Origin of the sequence: endosymbiont of Riftia pachyptila (vent Ph05), from assembly GCF_000224455.1 — a bacterium.
Taxonomy (GTDB): domain Bacteria; phylum Pseudomonadota; class Gammaproteobacteria; order Chromatiales; family Chromatiaceae; genus Endoriftia; species Endoriftia persephonae.
Map to the genome: position 1 here is coordinate 1 of NZ_AFOC01000039.1, position 17736 is coordinate 17736.

Annotated in this window: 16 protein-coding genes and 1 pseudogene; 11 read left to right on the forward strand and 6 right to left on the reverse strand. The window is 60.2% G+C overall.

What is annotated here, in order from left to right; genetic code table 11:
- Window positions 1-265: 265 nt before the first annotated feature.
- A complete protein-coding gene (gene accA / locus RIFP1SYM_RS07655; RefSeq protein WP_005961537.1) occupies window positions 266-1225 on the forward strand; it encodes an acetyl-CoA carboxylase carboxyl transferase subunit alpha in 960 nt (319 codons plus the stop codon).
- 31 nt (window positions 1226-1256) lie between these two features.
- Window positions 1257-2630 carry a tRNA lysidine(34) synthetase TilS gene (tilS, locus tag RIFP1SYM_RS07660; protein ID WP_005961539.1) on the forward strand — a complete coding sequence of 458 codons (1374 nt, stop codon included), beginning with the start codon at window positions 1257-1259 and terminating at the stop codon, window positions 2628-2630.
- A gap of 189 nt (window positions 2631-2819) precedes the next feature.
- Here the strand turns inward: tilS and RIFP1SYM_RS07665 are convergent, their stop codons facing one another.
- From RIFP1SYM_RS07665 to trxA, 5 genes are all read right to left on the reverse strand, one after another.
- Window positions 2820-3269: a hypothetical protein gene (locus RIFP1SYM_RS07665; protein WP_005961541.1), complete on the reverse strand. Its 450-nt coding sequence runs from the start codon at window positions 3267-3269 to the stop codon at window positions 2820-2822.
- A 14-nt stretch (window positions 3270-3283) separates the two neighbouring features.
- A complete protein-coding gene (locus RIFP1SYM_RS17430; protein ID WP_139042094.1) occupies window positions 3284-3487 on the reverse strand; it encodes a hypothetical protein in 204 nt (67 codons plus the stop codon).
- Complete coding sequence (locus RIFP1SYM_RS18005; RefSeq protein ID WP_240992056.1) at window positions 3465-3632, reverse strand: hypothetical protein; 168 nt, start codon at window positions 3630-3632, stop codon at window positions 3465-3467. The genes RIFP1SYM_RS17430 and RIFP1SYM_RS18005 overlap by 23 nt, the downstream gene beginning before the upstream one ends.
- Before the next feature lie 396 nt (window positions 3633-4028).
- Window positions 4029-4880 (reverse strand): MbnB/TglH/ChrH family RiPP precursor modification enzyme, encoded by an 852-nt coding sequence (locus RIFP1SYM_RS07670; protein ID WP_005961545.1) that lies wholly within the window; start codon window positions 4878-4880, stop codon window positions 4029-4031.
- A gap of 10 nt (window positions 4881-4890) precedes the next feature.
- The gene (gene trxA, locus RIFP1SYM_RS07675) at window positions 4891-5754 is read right to left on the reverse strand and encodes a thioredoxin (protein WP_039960007.1); all 864 of its coding nucleotides are present in this window, start codon (window positions 5752-5754) and stop codon (window positions 4891-4893) included.
- A 125-nt stretch (window positions 5755-5879) separates the two neighbouring features.
- Between trxA and trxC the strand changes: the two genes are divergently transcribed.
- From trxC to greA, 4 genes and pseudogenes are all read left to right on the forward strand, one after another.
- Window positions 5880-6323, forward strand: coding sequence for a thioredoxin TrxC (gene trxC / locus RIFP1SYM_RS07680; protein ID WP_005961549.1), 444 nt, complete (start codon window positions 5880-5882; stop codon window positions 6321-6323).
- Window positions 6324-6466: 143 nt separating this feature from the next.
- A pseudogene (gene carA / locus RIFP1SYM_RS07685) lies at window positions 6467-7611 on the forward strand (glutamine-hydrolyzing carbamoyl-phosphate synthase small subunit).
- 118 nt (window positions 7612-7729) lie between these two features.
- Entirely contained in the window at window positions 7730-10939 is a 3210-nt protein-coding gene (gene carB, locus RIFP1SYM_RS07690; RefSeq protein WP_005961555.1) for a carbamoyl-phosphate synthase large subunit, read from the forward strand.
- Between the two features lie 26 nt (window positions 10940-10965).
- On the forward strand, window positions 10966-11442 hold the full coding sequence (greA, locus tag RIFP1SYM_RS07695; protein WP_005961557.1) for a transcription elongation factor GreA: 477 nt from the start codon (window positions 10966-10968) through the stop codon (window positions 11440-11442).
- Between the two features lie 51 nt (window positions 11443-11493).
- On the opposite strand, the gene yhbY is transcribed toward greA, so the two are convergent.
- On the reverse strand, window positions 11494-11790 hold the full coding sequence (gene yhbY, locus RIFP1SYM_RS07700) for a ribosome assembly RNA-binding protein YhbY (RefSeq protein WP_005961559.1): 297 nt from the start codon (window positions 11788-11790) through the stop codon (window positions 11494-11496).
- A 102-nt stretch (window positions 11791-11892) separates the two neighbouring features.
- On the opposite strand from yhbY, the gene rlmE reads away from it, so the two are divergent.
- The 5 genes from rlmE (at window position 11893) to tpiA (ending at window position 17719) form a co-directional block, all read left to right on the forward strand.
- Window positions 11893-12513: a 23S rRNA (uridine(2552)-2'-O)-methyltransferase RlmE gene (gene rlmE / locus RIFP1SYM_RS07705; RefSeq protein ID WP_005961561.1), complete on the forward strand. Its 621-nt coding sequence runs from the start codon at window positions 11893-11895 to the stop codon at window positions 12511-12513.
- A 92-nt stretch (window positions 12514-12605) separates the two neighbouring features.
- On the forward strand, window positions 12606-14522 hold the full coding sequence (gene ftsH / locus RIFP1SYM_RS07710) for an ATP-dependent zinc metalloprotease FtsH (RefSeq protein WP_240991664.1): 1917 nt from the start codon (window positions 12606-12608) through the stop codon (window positions 14520-14522).
- A 69-nt stretch (window positions 14523-14591) separates the two neighbouring features.
- Complete coding sequence (folP, locus tag RIFP1SYM_RS07715; RefSeq protein WP_006474954.1) at window positions 14592-15365, forward strand: dihydropteroate synthase; 774 nt, start codon at window positions 14592-14594, stop codon at window positions 15363-15365.
- Between the two features lie 110 nt (window positions 15366-15475).
- Entirely contained in the window at window positions 15476-16816 is a 1341-nt protein-coding gene (glmM, locus tag RIFP1SYM_RS07720) for a phosphoglucosamine mutase (RefSeq protein WP_006474953.1), read from the forward strand.
- A 150-nt stretch (window positions 16817-16966) separates the two neighbouring features.
- Window positions 16967-17719 (forward strand): triose-phosphate isomerase, encoded by a 753-nt coding sequence (gene tpiA, locus RIFP1SYM_RS07725; RefSeq protein WP_005961568.1) that lies wholly within the window; start codon window positions 16967-16969, stop codon window positions 17717-17719.
- Window positions 17720-17736 lie beyond the last annotated feature (17 nt).

Here is a 17736-nt window from a genome sequence, read left to right on the forward strand (position 1 = left end):
GCTGGATGTGGCGGGTCACTACGCCAGGCCGGACATCTTTGAGCTCCGGGTGAACCGCTTGCCGGTTTGTCCCGTGCGGTTCGATGAGTAGTGGCGGTGGATTTGCCATGGAACTGGAGTCGGTCCTGCTGGCAACTCTGCCGCTGCCGCCTGGGGATTCTGCATCCGGGATATGAGAGGTAGTCAGGTCCGTGGGAGCGGTGTGGTTGTCTGAATAAGGATTCCCCCTCTGTCCTAAAAAAAACAATTCCGGTATATTCCGCACATGGATCTAAACTTTCTAGAATTTGAGCAGCCGATCGCAGAACTCGAGGCAAAAATCGAGGAGCTGCGGCTGGTCGGCGACGACAACGAGATCAACATCCAGGACGAGATCAGCCGTCTGGAGAGCAAGAGCCAGGCGCTCACCGAGTCGATCTTCTCCAACCTGAAACCCTGGCAGATCTCCCAGCTGGCACGTCATCCGCTGCGCCCCTACATGCTTGACTACATCAGTCGAATCTTCGACGAGTTCCATGAACTCCACGGTGATCGTGCGTTTGCCGATGACCATGCGATCGTCGGTGGTGTGGCGCGTCTTGAGGGCGAGCCGGTGATGGTGATCGGTCAGCAGAAGGGGCGTGACACCAAGGACAAGATCTATCGCAACTTCGGTATGCCGCGTCCCGAGGGCTACCGCAAGGCGCTGCGCCTGATGGAGATGGCAGAGCGTTTTCAGCTGCCGATCCTGACCTTCATCGACACCCCCGGTGCCTACCCCGGTGTGGGTGCAGAAGAGCGCGGCCAGAGTGAGGCGATCGCGCGCAACCTCAGGGTGATGTCGGGCTTGCGTACCCCGATCATCTGCACTGTGATCGGTGAGGGTGGCTCCGGCGGCGCGCTGGCTATCGGGGTGGGCGACCGGACGATGATGCTGCAAAACAGCACCTATTCGGTGATCTCCCCCGAGGGGTGCGCCTCGATCCTGTGGAAAGATGCGGAGAAGGCGCCGCTCGCTGCTGAGGCGATGGGCATCACCTCCGACCGCCTGAAGGAGCTGAATCTGGTCGACGAGATCGTGCCAGAGCCCCTTGGCGGCGCCCATCGTGACATTGAGACGATGGCGAAGAATCTCAAACACGCCCTGGTCGAAGGGCTGGCAAACCTTCGCAGCATGGCAATCGACAAGCTGTTGGATACCCGTTACCAGCGTCTGATGCAGTACGGGCAGTTCAGCGGCGACTGAGCCTGTCCGGTCACTTCTGGTGTGAACTCTGATGGAGTTCTCTACCAATCATCTGCTGAAAATCCTCAACGAGCTGCCCAAAGGCGACCGCTATCTGGTCGCCTTTAGCGGTGGGCTCGATTCTACGGTTCTGTTGCATGCCCTTGCCGGGCTCCGCGAACGCCTGAGCGGCGGGCTGGTGGCAGTGCATGTAGACCACGGCCTACAGCCGGACTCCAGGCTCTGGGCCGAGCAGGCCGGCCAGTTCTGCGCTGCTCTCGAAATCCCCCTGATCCAGCAACGTCTGGAGATTGTCCCCCAGCCGGGTGAAAGCCTGGAGGCGTTGGCGCGCCAGCGTCGCTATCAGAGCCTGGCCGGTGTCCTGCTGGCTGGGGATCTGTTGCTCACCGCGCAGCATCGAGATGACCAGGCAGAGACCCTGTTGCTACAGCTGCTGCGCGGCAGCGGTCCGGCTGGTCTGGCCGCCATGCCGCGCATCGCCCCGCTGGGTCAGGGTCGACTGGTGAGGCCGCTGCTCGATTTCCCACGTAGTGCGCTGGAGGCCTATGCCCATCAGCAGGGCTTGCAGTGGTTGGAGGACCCGAGCAACGCCCAGCTCCAGTTCGACCGCAACTATCTGCGTCACCGGGTGGTGCCGATGTTGAAGGCACGCTGGCCCGCCGCCGATGCCACTCTCTCCCGCTCGGCGTCGCTCTGTGGTGATGCCCAGCAGCTGATCGACGAGCTGGTGGCGGAGGATCTGGCGGCAGCAGAGTGGTGCGATGGGGTGTTGTCGATGCGTCATCTGTTGTCACTCTCATCGCCCCGCCAGCGCAGCCTGTTACGTCACTGGATCCGTGCCCAGGGGGCGCCGTTGCCAGGGTCGCGCCACCTGCTGCGGATCGAGCGGGAACTGCTTGGCAGCCGCAAGGATGCGCAACCACTGGTGGAGTGGGCTGGCTGGCAGGTGCGGCGGTATCGCGATGGTATCTATCTGATGAAGAGCCTCAAGCCGTTTGACCGGGCCACTCGAATCTACTGGGAGGGCGGTGATTCACTGCAGCTGCCTGCGGCGATGGGCGAGCTGCGGTGCATCGATGCCAGCCAGGGAATCAGTCTCGATCGCTGGCAGGCCAGCCGAGTGGAAGTGCGGTTTCGTCAAGGTGGAGAGTGCTGCCGACCTGTGGCTGACCCACACCGGCGTCCACTCAAGCAGCTGTTTCAACAGTGGGGTATCCCGCCCTGGATCAGGCAGCGGGTGCCGTTGCTCTATCTGGATGGAGAGTTGGCGGCACTGCCGGGGCTGGTGGTCTGTCAGCCGTTTCAGAACCGGCCCGGCGAGGCCGCCCTGGAGTTGGTGGGTGAGATGCCCGGCTATCTGCGATCACTCAGGCAGGCGGCTGAGCAGGCCCCATCGTCCGCTTGAGACGGGTGTCTGCTCTGCTACTGGCAGTACCGGCTTATCCAAGGGTTTAGCAGGTTGTTGAAATTCTACTCAGGCGGCGCGATCCGGCGTTAAAATTGGCCTCAAAATGCTCGTTTACTTCAGTAAACTGCGCTTTTTTGCCCGATTTTGCCTTACTTCGCGCTCACCTGAGCGAATTTCAACAGCCTGTTAGAATTGGCCGCCGAGGCGGCGTAGTGCCGAGCTTCCCACATGCTGCAGCATTGTCCAGAGGATATGCAGTGAGGGACGCAGGTCGTGCCAGCGGAAGAAGGCGAAGGAGCGGCATCTCATCAGCGATAGCAGCCAGTTGCCGATGGAGAGATTCCCGCGGCGCTGGTGCTGACGGAAGCTCTTGATGTCACCCTTCAGGTCAACCCAGTATTTGTGTTGCAGCACGGGTTTTAGGGTCTGATCGCTGATGTCTGTGCCGAGCAGTTCCTGATAGTAGAAGTAGGGCAGGTTGAGGCCGCTGTCCTGCAGATGGCCGATGGAGGAAAAAGGGCGGGCGTTGAAGTCGATCAGGTGGAGTTTGCCGGTGCGTTTGTCCTCCAGCCATTCAATGCCAAAGATGCTGTGGAACGGCAGTAACTTTAGCAGTCGACTGGTGTTTTCGGACATCGTTTTTTCGCGATCTATACCGCGTGATGGTATCTCACCATAGCAGGTGATGCCTCGGTCCGGCGTGTTTTGGCGGATGCGCAGGTTACCAGTCCTCCATTCCGGTTACACAGGCCGTAGCAGTCGAAGATGTGGTTGTCACCACCGTCGATGCGGCTCTGCACCACCAGCCTGTCGCATACGAAGGCGATCAGTTCAGGCGATCGCCTCATCGTCATCGGCGATCCGGCGCAGGTCGATGATGCTGAGGCTATTGGAGTAGCGTGCGATGTCGGCGTCCGAGACGATGGTGGCATAGACAGGGATGCCCTGATCGGCCAGGCAGCGGGCGGTGGCCAGATCGGTTCGCCCGGCGTGCAACACAATCGCTGGAACCTGCGACGATGAAACAGGCCTTTGGCGGACGGGATCGGCTGAGGATCTGTCGCTTTGGTGGTTCTGTTTGGGCGTTAGGCTGTCGCTCTGGAAGAGGTAATTGTTGGGAAGCGGATAGCTGCTCATCGGGTTGCCGCCGGTGGGTGTTGAGGTGCGTCTTGCATTGGCAAGTGACCGGATTACGTCAGAAAAAATGGCTAAGCCATCTTAATTATTGGCCAGGCGTGTTCAGTGATGAGGTCAATGGGGAGGACTGAGAAAATGCTTCCTGATGGATGGGCTTTTGTGAAGTCCCTTCTTTTCGGCTTGATCAGCAGGAGGTTGTGGGCGAGTGTTTGCCGGTCATTCAGATGAATGGGCGCGGTGCAGAGGTTGGGTGGGGGCTTAGCTTTGGTGAATCTGTGAACTGATTGTCCGTGCCGCCTGTAGTCCCTGTTCCAACTCCTCTAGCGGTGGAATGTCGTGATCCGGTTCGAGCAGGGTGGAGATTGGGCCGGTTTGTGCCAGAGTTTCACGATAGAGCGCCCAGATCCGGGATGAGTCGGGGGCAGTCGCGTCATCCGCATCCCCTTGATACTCCTGCCGCTCTTGGGGTGGGGTAAGGTGCACCTCCCAGATACGATCCGCTGGCAGCTGCCGGAGATAGTCGAGGGGGGAGAAGTTGTGGTCGATCGCCTTGCTGATGATGTTGCTCAGGTCGAGTAGGATCAGCGAGTCAGAGCGTTCTGCAACAGCACTGACAAACTCCCACTCGTCCATCTGTTTGGAACGATCACGATGGAACTCCGGGATGTTCTCCAGTAGCAGCCGCTGTCCAAGTGTTTCCTGCACTTGCTCGATGCGTGTCACCAGATGGTCGATCATCTCTTTGGTATAGGGCAGCGGGCGCAGGTCGTAGCTGTGGGACTGGCCCGGCAGGGTCCAGCAGAGGTGGTCGGAGAACCAGGCGCACTGCAGCCGTTCGCTGAGCTGTTTGATCTGCTGCAGATAGCGCTGGTCGATGGGGTCGGGACCGCCGATCGAGAGCGAGCCGCCATGCAGTATCAGCGGGTAGTCCTGGCGGATCCTGGCAAGCTCGTCGAGGGTGCCGGCATCTGCGTCGAGATAGTTGTCACAGGGTAGTTCAAACCAGTCGACTGCTGGCTGCTGTTGCAACACATCGCTGACAAACTCGCGTCTCAGGCTGAGGCCGAAACCGAGATCAGGCCGCTGTTGAGAGAGCATGTCGGAACTCATCGGTCATGGATCAGTGCAGGATGTTGAACATGCGATTGCGGTAGCGTTTGACGAGTTCGCCCTCGCCACCGAGCATCTCGAAGACCTTCAGCATGCCCTTGCGGCCGGCGTCATCGTTATACTGGCGGTCCTTCTGCATCAGGATCAGAAACTGCTCCAGCGCTCCTTCCAGATCGTTGTTGATGACCTTGTGGTTGGCTAGCTGGAAGCGCGCCTTGCTGTCGTCAGGGTCTGCTTCCAGCCTCTTTTTCAACTCTTCCACAGCGGGGGCATCGGCGCAGGTCTGGTCGAATTCGATACGGGCCAGCAGAGCGATGACCTCTGGCGACTCGCGTTCCTCTGCCGGGAGAGCATTGAGCAGTGCCTGGGCGTCGTCGAGTCTGCCTTGGCCGGTCAGATAGCGGCCCAGGGCGAGTAGTACCCGCGGGTTGTCCGGGTCCATCTGGTTGGCCTTCAGCATCAATTCGCCGGCGCCTTCGCTGTCGCCCTGTTGCAGCAGCTGTTCTGCCTGGGCCAGGATCAGGTCGGACTCGCGCGGGATATGGCGGTCGAGAAAGGTGCGGATCTCACGCTCCGGCAGCGCGCCCATGAACTCGTCCAGTGGCTGGCCGTTGCGGAACAGCTTGACGGTAGGCAGGCTGCGGATGCCGTACTGGGCGGCCAGTTCCCGCTGCTCTTCGGTGTTGAGCTTGGCGAGGATGAATTTGCCCTGATAGGCGTCGGCGAGGCTGGCGAGGATCGGCATCAGTATCTTGCAGGGGTTGCACCAGTCGGCCCAGAAGTCGACCAGCACCGGCCGTTCCATGGAGCCCTCGATTACCACGCGCTGAAAGTTTTCGGCATTGACCTCAATAACAAACGGGGAGTCGCTCATTTCGGTTTGAATCCAGTGATTTCGATGCTCGCTATTATACTGATTGGGTATTGAATGGCACGAGCTTGAAAAGGGATGAATGGGGCCCAATCTGGGGGGTGGTATAGATTGCTGGAGTTATTTTTATGTCTGATTCAGTGCATGTGGTCTGTCCCCACTGTGACGGGGTAAACCGGCTCCCCCGGGCGCGTCTCGGCGATGGCGCCAGCTGTGGCAAGTGTCGCAAGCCGCTCTTTTCCGGACAGCCGCTGGCGTTGGATGGTGCACGTTTCCAACGGCATCTGCAGCGCAGCGAGATTCCCCTGCTGGTTGATTTCTGGGCGCCCTGGTGTGGTCCCTGTCAGATGATGGCACCGGCTTTTGAGCAGGCGGCCCGCCAGCTGGAACCGTCGGTGCGGTTGATCAAGGTCAATACTGAGGAACAGCAGCAGCTGGCCGCCCAGTACGGTATTCGCAGCATTCCGACCCTGATGCTGTTCCGTGCCGGTCAGGAGCAGCAGCGGCTCGCCGGGGCGTTGGATGCTGCCGGAATTGTGGCCTGGGCCCGCCAGGCAGTGGTCGGCAGTTGAAGCCGATAGACGGTCTCATGGGTTTTTAGTAGAATCCAGCGGGTTCTGGCGGCAATCCGTGCCGCTGATACCGTTTCTGGATTTCCGAGAGGGGAGTGGCCGCGAGGCCCCTCCCTTTTCGCATGTGCTACGCGGAGGGTTTTTTGAGCAAGTCGGCAGTTCTTGTCCTGGAGGATGGCACCCTGTTCCGGGGCGAATCGATCGGTGCCGACGGATGTTCCGTGGGTGAGGTCGTGTTCAATACGGCGATGACGGGTTATCAGGAGATCCTCACCGATCCCTCCTACGCACGTCAGATCATCACTCTGACCTACCCACATATCGGCAACACTGGTGCCAACGAGGATGACGAGGAGTCGGCGCATATCCACGCCGCCGGTCTGGTGATTCGCGATCTGCCGCTGTTGAGCAGTAATTGGCGCAGCCAGGAGCCGCTCGATGCCTATCTTCGTCGCAATAATGTGGTGGCGATCGCCGGTATCGATACCCGCAAACTAACCCGAATCCTCCGGAGAAGGGCGCCCAGGGTGGCTGCATCCTGGCCNGTGAGACGATCGACGAGGCCGCTGCGCTGGCTGCTGCCAAGGACTTTCCCGGCCTCAAGGGGATGGATCTGGCGAAACAGGTCACCACCGATACCCCCTACGAATGGGTTCAGGGCAGCTGGTCCCTTGAAGGCGGCATGCCGGAGGCCGAACACCCCATCGAAGAGAAACTGCCGCTACACGTGGTCGCCTACGACTACGGTGTAAAGCGCAATATCCTGCGCATGCTGGTGGATCGCGGTTGCCGCCTCACTGTAGTGCCGGCGCAGATGCCCGCCAAAGATGTGTTGGCGCTGCAGCCGGATGGGGTCTTTCTCTCCAACGGTCCGGGTGATCCGGAGCCCTGCGACTATGCCATCGATGCGATCCGACAGATTGTCGAGAGTGGTATTCCCACCTTTGGCATCTGCCTGGGACACCAGTTGCTCTCTCTGGCCAGCGGCGCCAACACCGTGAAGATGAAGTTTGGCCACCACGGTGCCAACCATCCGGTGCAGGATCTGGCCGAAAAGACAGTGATGATCTCCAGTCAGAACCACGGCTTTGCAGTGGATGAACAGAGCCTGCCGGCCAACCTAGCGGCGACCCACCGCTCCCTGTTTGACGGTTCCCTGCAGGGTATTCATCGCACCGACAAGCCGGCCTTCGGCTTCCAGGGGCACCCCGAGGCCAGCCCCGGTCCCCACGATGTAGCGCCCGTGTTCGATCATTTCATCGAGTTGATGAAGACCAGAGTGAATTAGCCGCAAATAACGCGAATAATTCGAAAAGGATTTTGGAAAGAGTAAGTCGTCTGGGACCATGACGATCGTAATTTGATTTGGCGAAGATTTGCGTCCAGTTACCCAACGGTTTGAGTAAATGCCCAAGCGTACAGATATTAAAAGCATCCTGATCATCGGCGCCGGTCCCATCGTGATCGGTCAGGCCTGTGAGTTCGACTACTCCGGCGCCCAGGCCTGCAAGGCGCTGCGCGAGGAGGGGTTCCGGGTGATCCTGGTCAATTCCAATCCCGCCACCATCATGACCGATCCGGAGATGGCGGATGCCACTTACATCGAGCCGATCACCTGGGAGGTAGTGGCGCGCATCATCGAGAAGGAGCAGCCGGACGCGCTGCTGCCCACCATGGGTGGCCAGACCGCGCTCAACTGCGCGCTCGACCTGGTTCGTGAGGGGGTGCTGGAGAAACACGGCGTGGAGATGATCGGCGCTTCCCGCGAGGCGATCGACAAGGCCGAGGACCGTGATCTGTTCCGCCAGGCGATGCGCAAGATCGGCCTCGACATGCCCCGTTCCGGTATCGCCCACAGCATGGAAGAGGCGCACCAGGTGCAGGCCAGCATCGGCTATCCGGCGATCATCCGTCCCTCCTTCACCATGGGCGGCAGTGGTGGTGGCATAGCCTACAACCCGGAGGAATTTATCGAGATCTGCGAGCGCGGTCTCGATCTCTCACCCACTAGCGAACTGCTGATCGAGGAGTCGATCCTCGGTTGGAAAGAGTATGAGATGGAGGTGGTGCGTGACCGCAACGACAACTGCATCATCATCTGTTCCATCGAAAACCTCGACCCGATGGGGGTGCATACCGGCGACTCGATCACTGTGGCGCCGGCCCAGACCCTGACCGACAAGGAGTACCAGATCATGCGCAACGCCTCGCTGGCGGTGTTGCGCGAGATCGGCGTCGAGACCGGTGGCTCCAACGTCCAGTTTTCCATCAACCCGGCCGACGGGCGCATGATCATCATCGAGATGAACCCGCGCGTGTCGCGCTCCTCGGCGCTTGCCTCCAAGGCCACCGGTTTCCCGATCGCCAAGGTGGCGGCCAAGCTGGCGGTGGGTTATACGCTGGACGAGCTGCAGAATGATATTACCGGCGGCGCCACTCCGGCCTCGTTTGAGCCGAGCATCGACTATGTGGTCACCAAGATACCGCGCTTCGCCTTCGAGAAGTTCCCGCTGGCCGACGATCGCCTCACCACCCAGATGAAGTCGGTGGGCGAGGTGATGGCGATCGGTCGCAGCTTCCAGGAGTCGCTGCAGAAGGCGCTGCGCGGCCTGGAGACCGGTAAATACGGCCTGTGTGAGATCGTCGATGCCGAGGCCGAGGATGTGCGCGGTACCCTGGTGCGCGAGATGCGTCTGCCCGGCCCTGAGCGCATCTGGTATCTTGCCGACGCCTTCCGCCTTGGCATGGATCTGGACGAGGTGCATGAGCACAGCCGGGTCGACCCCTGGTTCCTGGTGCAGATCGAGGAGCTGGTGAATCTGGAACGCGAGGTCGCCGGTCAGGGCATCGAGGCGCTGGATGCTGATCGCCTGCGCTACCTTAAGCGCAAGGGCTTTGCTGACAAGCGGCTTGCCATGCTCACCGGCAGCAGCGAGTCAGAGATCCGCGAGCGTCGCCATCAGGCTGGAGTTCGACCTGTGTTCAAGCGAGTCGACACCTGCGCCGCCGAGTTTGCCACCAGCACTGCCTACATGTACTCCACCTATGAAGAGGAGTGCGAGGCGATGCCCAGCGACAGGCAGAAGATTATGGTGCTGGGCGGTGGGCCCAACCGTATCGGCCAGGGCATCGAGTTCGACTACTGTTGCGTGCATGCGGCGTTTGCGATGCGCGAGGATGGTTACGAGACCATCATGGTCAACTGTAACCCGGAGACCGTCTCCACCGACTACGACACCTCCGACCGTCTCTACTTCGAGCCGCTGACTCTGGAGGATGTGCTGGAGGTGATCGACAAGGAGCAGCCGGTTGGCGTGATCGTGCAGTATGGCGGCCAGACCCCGCTCAAGCTGGCGCAGGATCTGGAAGCGGCTGGCGCACCGATCATCGGTACCAGCCCCGACTCCATCGACCTGGCGGAAGATCGTGAGCGCTTCCAGAAGCTGGTGGAGAAGCTGGACCTGAAGCAGCCGCCGAACCGTACCGCCACTGAGGCGGAGCAGGCGGTGCAGCTGGCTGAGGAGATCGGCTACCCACTGGTGGTGCGCCCCTCCTATGTGTTGGGCGGGCGCGCGATGGAGATCGTCTACGGCGAGGAGGATCTGCGTCGCTACATGCGCGAGGCGGTGAGTGTCTCCAACGACTCGCCGGTGCTGCTCGATCGCTTCCTCGACGATGCCATCGAGGTCGATATCGATGCCATCTGCGACGGTAAGGATGTGTTGATCGGTAGCATCATGGAGCATATCGAACAGGCCGGCGTACACTCTGGCGACTCCGCCTGCTCACTGCCGCCCTACACCCTGTCGCCCTCGGTCCAGGATCGAATGCGCGAGCAGATCCGCCAGATGGCACTGGAGCTGAAGGTGATTGGTCTGATGAACACCCAGTTCGCGATCAAGGACGATGAGATCTACCTGCTGGAGGTCAACCCGCGCGCCTCACGTACCGTGCCCTTTGTCTCCAAGGCGACCGGGGTGCCGCTGGCCAAGGTGGCGGCGCGCTGCATGGCCGGCACCAGTCTTGCCGAGCAGGGTTTCACCAAAGAGGTGATCCCGGAGAACTACTTCGTCAAGGAGGCGGTCTTCCCCTTCGTCAAGTTCCCCGGCGTCGATACCGTGCTGGGGCCGGAGATGAAGTCTACCGGCGAGGTGATGGGAGTCGGCAAGAGCTTTGGTGAGGCCTACAATAAGGCGATCCTCGGTGGTGGCTCAGCGTTGCCGCAAGGTGGCAAGGCGCTGATCAGCGTGCGTGATGCAGATAAGGTACGGGCGGTGCGAGTCGCCAAGGACCTGCACGAGCTGGGCTTTGAACTCTGTGCCACCGGTGGCACTGCCAAAGCGATCAACGTGGCCGATATCCCCTGCGAACGGGTCAACAAGGTGAAAGAGGGGCGTCCGCACATTGTGGACATGATCAAGAATCGCGAGATCTCCTTCATCGTCAATACCACCGAGGGGGCCAAGGCGATTGCAGATTCGGCTGAGATCCGTCGTGCTGCACTGCAGCACAAGGTGAGTTATACCACCACCATCTCAGGCGCTGAGGCGACCTGTCTGGCACTGAAACAGTTGGACGCGGTGAGTGTGAACCGCTTGCAGGATCTGCATAGCTGATCCCCTTTATTGCATGAGTGTGACATATGAATAAAGTACCGTTGACCGCCCGGGGTGCGAACAAGCTCCAGGAAGAGTTGCAAGAGTTAAAGAGTGTGGCGCGGCCGCAGGTGATCAAGGCGATCGCCGAGGCGCGTGCGCATGGTGACCTGAAAGAGAACGCCGAGTATCACGCGGCCCGTGAGCAGCAGAGTTTCATCGAAGGCCGTATCAAGGATATCGAAGGCAAGCTCTCACATGCCCAGATCATCGATGTCACTACCATCAACGCCAACGGTAAGGTGGTGTTTGGCGCTACCGTGGATGTGATAGAGCTGGATAATAATGAGGAGCATACCTTCCAGATCGTTGGTGACGACGAGGCCGACATCAAGAGCGGCCTGATCTCGGTCAGCTCGCCGATCGCCCGCGCCCTGATCGGCAAAGCGGAGGGCGACGAGGTCAATCTGGAGACCCCCGGCGGCCTGCGCGAGTTCGAGGTGCTGGAGATTCGTTACGAGTAGCTAGCGGACCAGGGCCGGCCCCGCCCAGGCATGAAAAGACCGGGTTGTCGCTCAGACGATGATCCGGTTTTTCTTTTTCTCGGGGTTGGCGCGGTAGAAGATCGCCACCCGGCCGATGATCTGCACCAGTGCAGCGCCGCTCTGTTCGGTGATCGCGCTGCTGAGTTGTTCCCGCTCCGCCTTGTCGGCGCCGGCCAGCTTGACCTTGATCAGCTCGTGGTGGCTCAGGGCGAGTTCAATCTCGCTCATCACGTTTTCGCTCAGGCCATGCTGGCCGATGATGACAACCGGTTTGAGATGGTGGGCGAGCTGTTTTAGTTTGCGATTCTGTTGAGTGCTTAAGGCCATCTGGGCATTTCCTGGTGCAAAAGGTGGCGAATTTTATCCCAGTAGTCCGGCAAAGTCAGATTATTTCCATGAATCAGAGGCGGTTATTGGCCGTGGGTCGTTATGAAAAAAAGCAAGAGCAGCCGCAGGTGGCTCGATCGGCACTTCAATGATGAGTATGTAAAGCGCGCGCAGAAACTGGGGTATCGTTCACGTGCGGTCTTCAAGCTACTGGAAATTCAGGAGAAAGGCCGCCTGATCAAGCCGGGCATGCGGGTCGTGGACCTGGGTGCGGCGCCGGGTGGTTGGTCACAAGTGGCGCGTGATTTGGTGGGGGAGAAGGGCAGAGTGGTCGCCCTGGATATCCTCGAGATGGACCCGATTGCCGGTGTCACCATCATTCAGGGTGATTTCCGAGAGGAGGGGCCGCTCGCGCAGCTGCGTGAGCAGCTCGCCGGCGAGCCGGTGGACCTTGTAATTTCCGATATGGCGCCCAATGTTACGGGTATGGTCACTGTGGATCAGCCGCGCTCTATGTATTTGTGCGAACTGGCGCTCGATTTTGCCAAGGAGGTGCTGCGACCTGGGGGTGGCTTCGTGGTAAAGGTGTTCCAGGGAGAGGGTTTTGACGACTATCTGCGCGAGATGCGACAGGCCTTTGGCCGGGTGGTGAGCCGCAAACCCCGCTCGTCTCGGGCCAAAAGCCGCGAGATTTACCTGGTAGCCGGGAACTTCAAGTTATAGTACGGTACCAAGCTGCCTGTAAGCCGGCGTTTCCTGATCAGCAGGGGCGAGCCAGAAGACTCTTTAAAAGAGGGATAAGACGTTTGAACGAAATGGCAAAGAATCTGATTCTCTGGGTGGTGATCGCCGTCGTCCTGATGACGATTTTCAATAACTTCAGCACCACTCAGACCAAGCCTCAGCAGATGGCCTATTCGGAGTTCATCAGCAAGGTCAAGGCCGGCTCGGTGAAAGAGGTCACCATCAGTGGCCGCAACATCGATGGCACGCTGCACGACGGCAAGCACTTCTCCACCTACAGCCCGGGTGATGACGGCCTGATCAGCGATCTGCTCAACGGCCAGGTGGAGATCGAAGCGACTCCGCCGGAGAAGCCCTCGCTGTTGATGAACATCCTGATCAACTGGTTTCCTCTGTTCGTTTTGATCGGACTGTGGATCTTCTTCATGCGCCAGATGCAGGGCGGCGGCGGTGGTCGCGGCGCCATGTCGTTTGGCAAGAGCAAGGCGCGTATGCTCGGTGAGGACCAGATCAAGGTCTCCTTCAGCGATGTGGCCGGCGTGGAGGAGGCCAAGGAGGAGGTCACCGAGATGGTCGACTTCCTGCGCGACCCCTCCAAGTTTCAGAAGCTCGGCGGCAAGATCCCCAAGGGAGTGTTGATGGTCGGCTCGCCGGGTACCGGTAAGACGCTGCTGGCCCGGGCCATCGCCGGCGAGGCCAAGGTGCCGTTTTTCACCATCTCTGGTTCCGATTTCGTGGAGATGTTCGTGGGTGTAGGTGCCTCTCGGGTGCGCGATATGTTTGAGCAGGCGAAGAAGCATGCGCCCTGCATCATCTTCATCGATGAGATCGATGCGGTCGGTCGCCATCGTGGGGCCGGCCTGGGTGGTGGTCATGACGAACGTGAGCAGACCCTCAACCAGCTGTTGGTGGAGATGGATGGCTTCGAGGGCAACGAGGGCGTGATCGTGATCGCCGCGACCAACCGTCCCGACGTGCTCGACCCGGCGTTGCTGCGTCCCGGTCGTTTCGACCGCCAGGTGGTGGTGCCGTTGCCCGATGTGCGCGGTCGCGAGCAGATCCTCAAAGTCCACCTGCGCAAGGTGGCGGCAGGAGACGATGTCAAAGCATCGATCATCGCCCGCGGTACCCCCGGCTTCTCCGGCGCCGATCTGGCTAACCTGGTCAACGAGGCGGCGCTGTTCGCCGCCCGTGCCAACATGAAGATGGTCGGCATGGCGGAGATGGAGAAGGCCAAGGATAAGATCATGATGGGCGCCGAGCGGCGCAGCATGGTGATGAGCGACGAGGAGAAGAGTCTTACCGCCTACCATGAGGCGGGTCACGCCATCGTCGGTCGGCTGGTGCCCTCCCACGACCCGGTCTACAAGGTCAGTATCATCCCGCGCGGCCGCACTCTGGGTGTGACCATGTTTCTGCCGGAGGAGGATCGCTACAGCATGAGCAAGGAGCATCTGGAAAGCCAGATCTCCAGCCTGTTCGGCGGTCGTATTGCCGAGGAGCTAACCTTCGGTCCTGACAAGGTGACCACCGGCGCGCAGAACGACATCGAGCGCGCCACCGAGATTGCCCGCAGCATGGTGACCAAGTGGGGACTCTCCTCGCGGCTTGGTCCGCTGACCTACGGTGAGGAGGAGGGTGAAGTCTTTCTCGGTCGTTCGGTGACCCAGCACAAGAATGTCTCTGATGACACCGCACATGCCATCGACGAGGAGATCCGTGGCTTTATCGACCACAACTATCAGCGTGCGGAGCGTATTCTCACCGAGAATATCGATAAGCTAAAGATGATGGCGGAGGCGCTGATCAAGTACGAGACGATCGACGCGGATCAGATCAACGACATCATGGAGGGCAGAGTGCCACGTCCACCGAAAGATTGGGACGACTCTGAATCTGATTCCACCGGCGGTGCCGCTAGTGGTAATTCGGCAGCCTCGTCCGGAGATTCATCCGATACTCTGGGTGATCCGGCAAACCAGCACTGATCCCACCCCAGTCTGCACTTGAAACTCGACTGCGCAGGCAAGCCCATCGACCTGAGTTCCGCTCAGGTCATGGGCATTCTCAATCTTACCCCCGACTCCTTCTCTGACGGCGGCCGTTTTCTGGCCGCTGATGCGGCGCTCGCGCACGCACGTCAGATGGTGGCAGAGGGGGCGGCGATCATCGATATCGGCGGCGAGTCGACCCGCCCAGGCGCCGCGTCGGTCTCCGAGCAGCAGGAGCTGGACCGGGTGATCCCGCTCATCGAGGCGCTAGCCGGTGAGATCGATCGGCCGATCTCCATCGACACCAGCAAGCCGGCGGTGATGCGCGAGGCGGTGACTGCCGGCGCCGGTCTGATCAACGATGTGATGGCGCTACGGGCGCCGGGAGCGCTCGAGACTGCGGCACGGCTGCAGGTGCCAGTCTGTCTGATGCACATGCAGGGTGAGCCGCGTAGCATGCAATCCTCCCCTCACTATCAGGATGTGGTGGCCGAGGTGGCGGCGTTTCTGCGCCAGCGGATGGCCGCCTGCGAGCAGGCTGGCATCGCTGCCGGGCAGATCCTGCTCGACCCGGGGTTTGGTTTCGGTAAGACTCTGGAGCACAATCTTGCGTTGCTAAAGGGGCTGCCAGCGCTCGCCGGATTGGGGGCGCCGCTGCTGGTGGGGATCTCACGCAAGTCGATGATCGGTGCGCTACTTGATGATGCACCGGTGGGGCAGCGTCTCTACGGCAGTCTGGCGGCGGCGGTGATGGCGGTTGCCAACGGCGCTAGAGTGATCCGCAGCCACGATGTGCGGGCGACTGTAGATGCGCTCCGGGTCGCATCAGCCGTCATATAAAAAACGTATTATTCTCTGCTTGCCGTCGTAGGCGGTGGTGATCTTGCTTTTGGGCTTTCAAATTGACTTGGAACACCCTCCGGGTGTCGGCAAAAGATAAGGAGGAGAGAGTGGAGCGACGCTATTTTGGAACCGATGGTATCCGTGGTCGTCTGGGCGAGGGGGCGATCACCCCTGAGTTTGTTCTGAAGCTTGGGTGGTCGGTTGGTCGGGTGCTCGGTCAGGAGGCCAACAGTCGCGTATTGATCGGTAAAGATACCCGCCTCTCCGGCTATCTGCTGGAGTCGGCCCTGGAGGCCGGGCTTTCGGCGGCCGGTGTCAATATCCGTCTGCTGGGGCCGATGCCGACCCCCGGTATCGCTTATTTGACTCGCACTCTGCATGCCCAGGCGGGCATAGTGATCAGCGCCTCGCACAACCCCTATCAGGACAACGGCATCAAATTCTTCTCCGCGCAGGGTTGCAAGCTTCCCGATGAGGTGGAACTGGCGATCGAGGCGCAGATGGATAAGCCGATGTTCACTGTCGAGGCGGCCGATCTGGGGCGCGCCGACCGGGTGGATGATGCCGAGGGTCGCTACATCGAGTTCTGCAAGTCGACCATTCCGCTGGGTATGAGTCTGGCGGGGATGAAGATCGTGGTCGACTGTGCCCATGGTGCCACCTACAACATCGCCCCCTTCGTACTGGATGAGCTGGGCGCGGATGTGATCGCCATCGGCAATGAGCCGAATGGGCTGAATATCAACGATGGCGTCGGCTCGACCCACCCGGAATATCTCAGCCAGGCAGTGCTCGATAACCAGGCTGATCTGGGTATCGCGCTGGATGGTGATGGTGACCGGCTGATCATGGTCGATGACGAGGGTACGGAGGTCGATGGTGATGAGATCCTCTACATTATCGCCTGCTCGCGGCTGCGCGAAGGTATGCTCAAAGGGGCCGTGGTCGGTACCCTGATGAGCAATCTTGGTCTGGAAAATGCCCTGAAGGATCAAGGCGTGGTGTTCGAGCGGACCAACGTGGGTGATCGCTACATCATGGAGAAGCTGAAGAAGAAGGGTTGGCTGCTGGGCGGCGAGCAGTCGGGGCATATCATCTGCCTTGATCGCACCACGACCGGTGATGGTATCGTCTCGGCGCTGCAGGTGCTGGCGGAGATCAAACAGACTGGCCGGTCGTTGCGTGAGCTGGCATCCGGTATGGGTAAATACCCGCAGACGCTGATCAATGTGCGCCTGGGCGAACGCCCGGCGGCCGAGGTGATGGGCTCGGAGACGATCGAGCGGAGTGTGCGAGAGGTCGAGGTGGAGCTGGGCAAGCGGGGTCGGGTGCTGCTGCGGCCCTCAGGTACCGAGCCGCTGATCCGCGTGATGTTGGAGGGCCAGGACGAGCAGCAGATCCTCGATCTGGGGCAGCGGCTGGCTGATGTGGTGCGGGAGTCGGCCTGAATCTTGTCGGAGTCCCCATGGCTGGTCGGAGGGTGTTTGGCAACATAGCTCAGGCCCGAAACAGGCTTGAAAAAAGCCGTTTCGTCGTTGATTTTGCAGGCGCTGGGCTGTAAGCTAGCGCGCCTTATTCAGTAGCAGGAGTTCAGGAAGATGCGTAAGCCTCTGGTTGCAGGCAACTGGAAAATGAACGGTTCTCTGGAGAGTGTCCGGGAGCTGCTCGAAGGCCTCAAGTCGGGTATCGATGCCGTGAGCAATGCTGAGGTGGCGGTCTGCCCGCCCTACGTCTTTATTCCTGAGGTTCAGAAGTTGCTGGATGGCAGCGCCATCAGCTGGGGTGGTCAGGATCTCTCTGTCGAGGTCTCTGGCGCCTATACTGGTGAGATTGCCGGTTCCATGCTGAATGACTTTGGCTGCAAGTATGCGATCGTCGGTCACTCCGAGCGCCGTAGCTATCACGGCGAAAGCGACGAGCTGGTGGCGAAGAAGTTCGCCGCCGCGCGCGCTGGCGGTCTGGTGCCGATCCTCTGTGTCGGTGAGACCCTTGAGGAGCGTGAGCAGGGCATCACCGAGGATGTTTGCGCACGTCAGCTCGATGCGGTCATCGATCTGGTGGGCGTGGATGGACTGGCATGTGGCGTGATCGCCTATGAGCCGGTCTGGGCAATCGGCACCGGCAAGACGGCGACTCCTGAGCAGGCGCAGGATGTGCATGCCTTTATCCGCGGACGGATCGCGGAGAAGAGTGCCGAGGTTGCCGAGGGTATGCGGATCCTCTACGGTGGCTCGATGAAGCCTGGTAATGCCAAAGAGTTGATTGGCAAGCCGGATATCGATGGTGGTCTGATCGGTGGTGCGTCCTTGGTTGCCGAGGATTTTCTGGGTATTTGCACCGCTGCCAATTAAGTGTTGCGGTAACGACG

Coding starts and splice junctions, on each gene's coding strand:
- trxC (WP_005961549.1), top strand. CDS start 5,880: ATGTCTGATTCAGTGCATGTGGTCTGTCCCCACTGTGACGGGGTAAAC.
- RIFP1SYM_RS17430 (WP_139042094.1), bottom strand. CDS start 3,487: ATGACGATGAGGCGATCGCCTGAACTGATCGCCTTCGTATGCGACAGG.
- folP (WP_006474954.1), top strand. CDS start 14,592: ATGGGCATTCTCAATCTTACCCCCGACTCCTTCTCTGACGGCGGCCGT.
- RIFP1SYM_RS07665 (WP_005961541.1), bottom strand. CDS start 3,269: ATGTCCGAAAACACCAGTCGACTGCTAAAGTTACTGCCGTTCCACAGC.
- rlmE (WP_005961561.1), top strand. CDS start 11,893: ATGAAAAAAAGCAAGAGCAGCCGCAGGTGGCTCGATCGGCACTTCAAT.
- accA (WP_005961537.1), top strand. CDS start 266: ATGGATCTAAACTTTCTAGAATTTGAGCAGCCGATCGCAGAACTCGAG.
- yhbY (WP_005961559.1), bottom strand. CDS start 11,790: ATGGCCTTAAGCACTCAACAGAATCGCAAACTAAAACAGCTCGCCCAC.
- carB (WP_005961555.1), top strand. CDS start 7,730: ATGCCCAAGCGTACAGATATTAAAAGCATCCTGATCATCGGCGCCGGT.
- RIFP1SYM_RS07670 (WP_005961545.1), bottom strand. CDS start 4,880: ATGAGTTCCGACATGCTCTCTCAACAGCGGCCTGATCTCGGTTTCGGC.
- greA (WP_005961557.1), top strand. CDS start 10,966: ATGAATAAAGTACCGTTGACCGCCCGGGGTGCGAACAAGCTCCAGGAA.
- trxA (WP_039960007.1), bottom strand. CDS start 5,754: ATGAGCGACTCCCCGTTTGTTATTGAGGTCAATGCCGAAAACTTTCAG.
- ftsH (WP_240991664.1), top strand. CDS start 12,606: ATGGCAAAGAATCTGATTCTCTGGGTGGTGATCGCCGTCGTCCTGATG.
- tilS (WP_005961539.1), top strand. CDS start 1,257: ATGGAGTTCTCTACCAATCATCTGCTGAAAATCCTCAACGAGCTGCCC.
- tpiA (WP_005961568.1), top strand. CDS start 16,967: ATGCGTAAGCCTCTGGTTGCAGGCAACTGGAAAATGAACGGTTCTCTG.